The organism is Cognatundibacterium jejuense, from assembly GCF_014284255.1.
Classification (GTDB): Bacteria; Pseudomonadota; Gammaproteobacteria; order Burkholderiales; family Burkholderiaceae_D; genus Undibacterium; species Undibacterium jejuense.
The window spans coordinates 1-2535 of record NZ_JACOFV010000036.1; the positions used below are offsets into that span (position 1 = coordinate 1).

Here is a 2535-nt window from a genome sequence, read left to right on the forward strand (position 1 = left end):
AATAATTGATTCCGCTATCGAGGCAAATTGCGCACTTAGTGTAGCCACATTTGGTGAGGATTTTTGGTGCTACGTAATGGCCGAAAAAAAGAGAGCCTCTGTGACTGAGGCGCAAAGATCAGCAATTCTTGAATGGTTAGGTAAGCAACCCCAAATCGTAAATTTACAAGCGAGTCCTCTGCGTGACGCAAAATTGGGCAGTGAACTTGAGCCTTCATTATTGGTTAAAGGTAATGGATAAATATAAGCAAACTGCGATCACAGATGATGACGTTCCTGAGTGGGACACTACGATGGGTAGTATATGGATAGATGAAGTTCTAACACCGGAAAACAGGAAGTTTTTGCTTGAATCAAAAGAGCACATCTGGCCTAGAAATTTTAGTGACGATGAAAAAAATGCACTTCTAGATACGGCGAATACTGCTTTAAATTTCTGGAAATTGAGAAATGAAAATACCAAGAATAGGCCAACCCCAAAGGAGCAGAGAGCGCAATTAAATGAAGTGGTGGATTCGATAAAAAAACTGAAAGGACAATTAACCAAATTGGAGGGCGAACCACTCACGCATTCTGATTTGTCTTTTCAGAATGCTAGATATTTGACCAATCCGCCCTTTGATCTATGGTTAAAGGACGAATATGGAGCACATATTGGTTCGCTACTTACTCGCACTTGGCTGCATTTGGATGATTCTCAAAGAGTCTTGATGGTAGCCGCAAATAGAATTCATGTTGATGTAAGTTACCGCCCAGAGAATCATTTAAACGACTGTATTGTTACTGAATTAGCGAGTCAATGGAAGCAACAGAATGGTAAATATCCGCCTAGATCGAAAACAGGTTGGTTTGCTAAATTCGTTGTGGAGTTGGGTTCAACAATCAATCTTACACTTTCACCGGAACTCACAAAAAGATGTGTCGACTTGATGGAGGGAGTTGATAAATCTTTTACTGAAGATATGGCAATAATTAAAAAGTCGAGTTAACTGAAAGATATATTTCGGTTAACCGGCTCGCTGATTTTTACGCGAAATTAGATCATTCACCTTGTTGAGTGCCGCTCAAACCCGAGAAGGCACAACAAAAGCCAATAAAGGTGAATATGACAGTGCAATCACATCAAGACTCCAAACGTCTTTTAAGACTACCAAGTGTCTTAAACAAAGTCCCATTTTCAAAAACTGAGCTTTACAGACGAATTAGAGCTGGAAATTTTCCGGCTTCTATTCGTCTTGGTTTGCGCTCTGTAGCGTGGCTTGAATCTGACATTGATGAATACATTCAAAAATTGACTCAGAGTGGCGACAAATGAGCCAAGATCAATCAAAAGTATTGCAGAGTTGCTATGCTACAACCGCGTCTACGTCAACCAATGACCATGAGTTGACCGAAAAAATAAAATCAGAAGAAGTGCGTAACTGTAAATTTATGGCTGAGTACGAGCGCTACAAAATTAATAAGCGCCTTCTTGGTGTGATTCAACTAACGCCAGATGCTTACCCTTTAATGCACGAACTTTTCGCGGCCTGCAAGTCTCATTTAATGACTCTCACTCCTGAGGATATGCATCGCCAACAATATCAAATTAGGTTCTCTTATCTTGGCCGTTCGTGGCTCATTTTATTTTTGCACGAAGGGAAATTACGGCTTAACGAAGTGCATCTGTCTATTTGTCATGATGAACCTAATCCAACCCCTTTTGCTGTCATCGGTGGCTTTAGAGTGCCGCAGAGTTGGGCAGATTATTGAGAATAAAGCAGCGTCTCTCTGGGCTTGTGCAAGGCCTGAAAAAAATTATTTGAGGTGAAACATGACACGTAAGTTAATTCGTAGTGGTATCGAAATGGAATTTTTCAACGAAATTAAAGCTGATGCAAGTTATTATTTTTTGGAGTTGGAAGTAAGTGATGGTGTTATTCCTCGGCTCGTATATCACCCGATCATCGGATGGGCTTTAGAGTCTGATACATATCAGCAATATCCAATCACTCTACATGGTCTTGTGACTGAAAAGATTGCCGTTTTAACGCCGAACGGCATAGTTTTTACTCCGCAGAATGGTGGTTATTGCTTGAATGTTTCTGATTGGGTTACAGAGCAAAACGTAAAAGGTATTCATTCGATTGGCGCACCAATATGAACTTGCTGCTTGCCATCCAATCGCACAAGTATTATGCTGTGCACGTCCCTGAAAAAAAAGGGAACAGGCGTGGAAACCTGAAATACATCAAAGCGCACTGGCCGCGCAATGCGGCTTTTTTACGTGTGTATGCTGTCGCGCGTCTTCTATGGGCGGCGATAGTGGGAGGCTTCGGCCTGCTGGTTTCCTTTGGTGTACCAGTTTCCAACCTGCTATTTGCCGCCCCCCTTCTTGGAAAAAGTGGGAACGGTTTAACCATACACCGAAGGAGTCTGCCATGACTGGAATTAACACGTCTTTCCCCCCATTATCCGAAACAGAAATTGAGCTGATACAAGCTTACCGTGCAATGGAAGCAGGTCATCATTTTCAATTGCTGGCGATGGTTAAAG

Annotated in this window: 6 protein-coding genes; all 6 read left to right on the forward strand. The window is 41.9% G+C overall.

From position 1 onward, the window contains the following. Positions 1 to 241: 50S ribosome-binding protein YggL (locus tag H8K32_RS19825; RefSeq protein WP_186914338.1), on the forward strand; the 241-nt coding region annotated here is incomplete at its 5' end. Next, positions 234 to 989: a hypothetical protein gene (locus tag H8K32_RS19830; RefSeq protein WP_186914340.1), complete on the forward strand. Its 756-nt coding sequence runs from the start codon at positions 234 to 236 to the stop codon at positions 987 to 989. The genes H8K32_RS19825 and H8K32_RS19830, both read left to right, overlap by 8 nt. Before the next feature lie 116 nt (positions 990 to 1105). Next, positions 1106 to 1315 carry a helix-turn-helix transcriptional regulator gene (locus tag H8K32_RS19835; RefSeq protein ID WP_186914342.1) on the forward strand — a complete coding sequence of 70 codons (210 nt, stop codon included), beginning with the start codon at positions 1106 to 1108 and terminating at the stop codon, positions 1313 to 1315. Beyond that, positions 1312 to 1752: a hypothetical protein gene (locus H8K32_RS19840; protein WP_186914344.1), complete on the forward strand. Its 441-nt coding sequence runs from the start codon at positions 1312 to 1314 to the stop codon at positions 1750 to 1752. The genes H8K32_RS19835 and H8K32_RS19840 overlap by 4 nt, the downstream gene beginning before the upstream one ends. 61 nt (positions 1753 to 1813) lie before the next feature. Continuing rightward, on the forward strand, positions 1814 to 2143 hold the full coding sequence (locus H8K32_RS19845) for a hypothetical protein (protein ID WP_186914346.1): 330 nt from the start codon (positions 1814 to 1816) through the stop codon (positions 2141 to 2143). Further along, positions 2140 to 2424, forward strand: coding sequence for a hypothetical protein (locus H8K32_RS19850; protein WP_186914349.1), 285 nt, complete (start codon positions 2140 to 2142; stop codon positions 2422 to 2424). The genes H8K32_RS19845 and H8K32_RS19850 overlap by 4 nt, the downstream gene beginning before the upstream one ends. Positions 2425 to 2535 lie beyond the last annotated feature (111 nt).

Bases quoted from the DNA above. Each gene is read 5' to 3' on its own strand.
- H8K32_RS19845 (WP_186914346.1), top strand. From the start codon at position 1,814: ATGACACGTAAGTTAATTCGTAGTGGTATCGAAATGGAATTTTTCAAC.
- H8K32_RS19840 (WP_186914344.1), top strand. From the start codon at position 1,312: ATGAGCCAAGATCAATCAAAAGTATTGCAGAGTTGCTATGCTACAACC.
- H8K32_RS19830 (WP_186914340.1), top strand. From the start codon at position 234: ATGGATAAATATAAGCAAACTGCGATCACAGATGATGACGTTCCTGAG.
- H8K32_RS19835 (WP_186914342.1), top strand. From the start codon at position 1,106: ATGACAGTGCAATCACATCAAGACTCCAAACGTCTTTTAAGACTACCA.
- H8K32_RS19850 (WP_186914349.1), top strand. From the start codon at position 2,140: ATGAACTTGCTGCTTGCCATCCAATCGCACAAGTATTATGCTGTGCAC.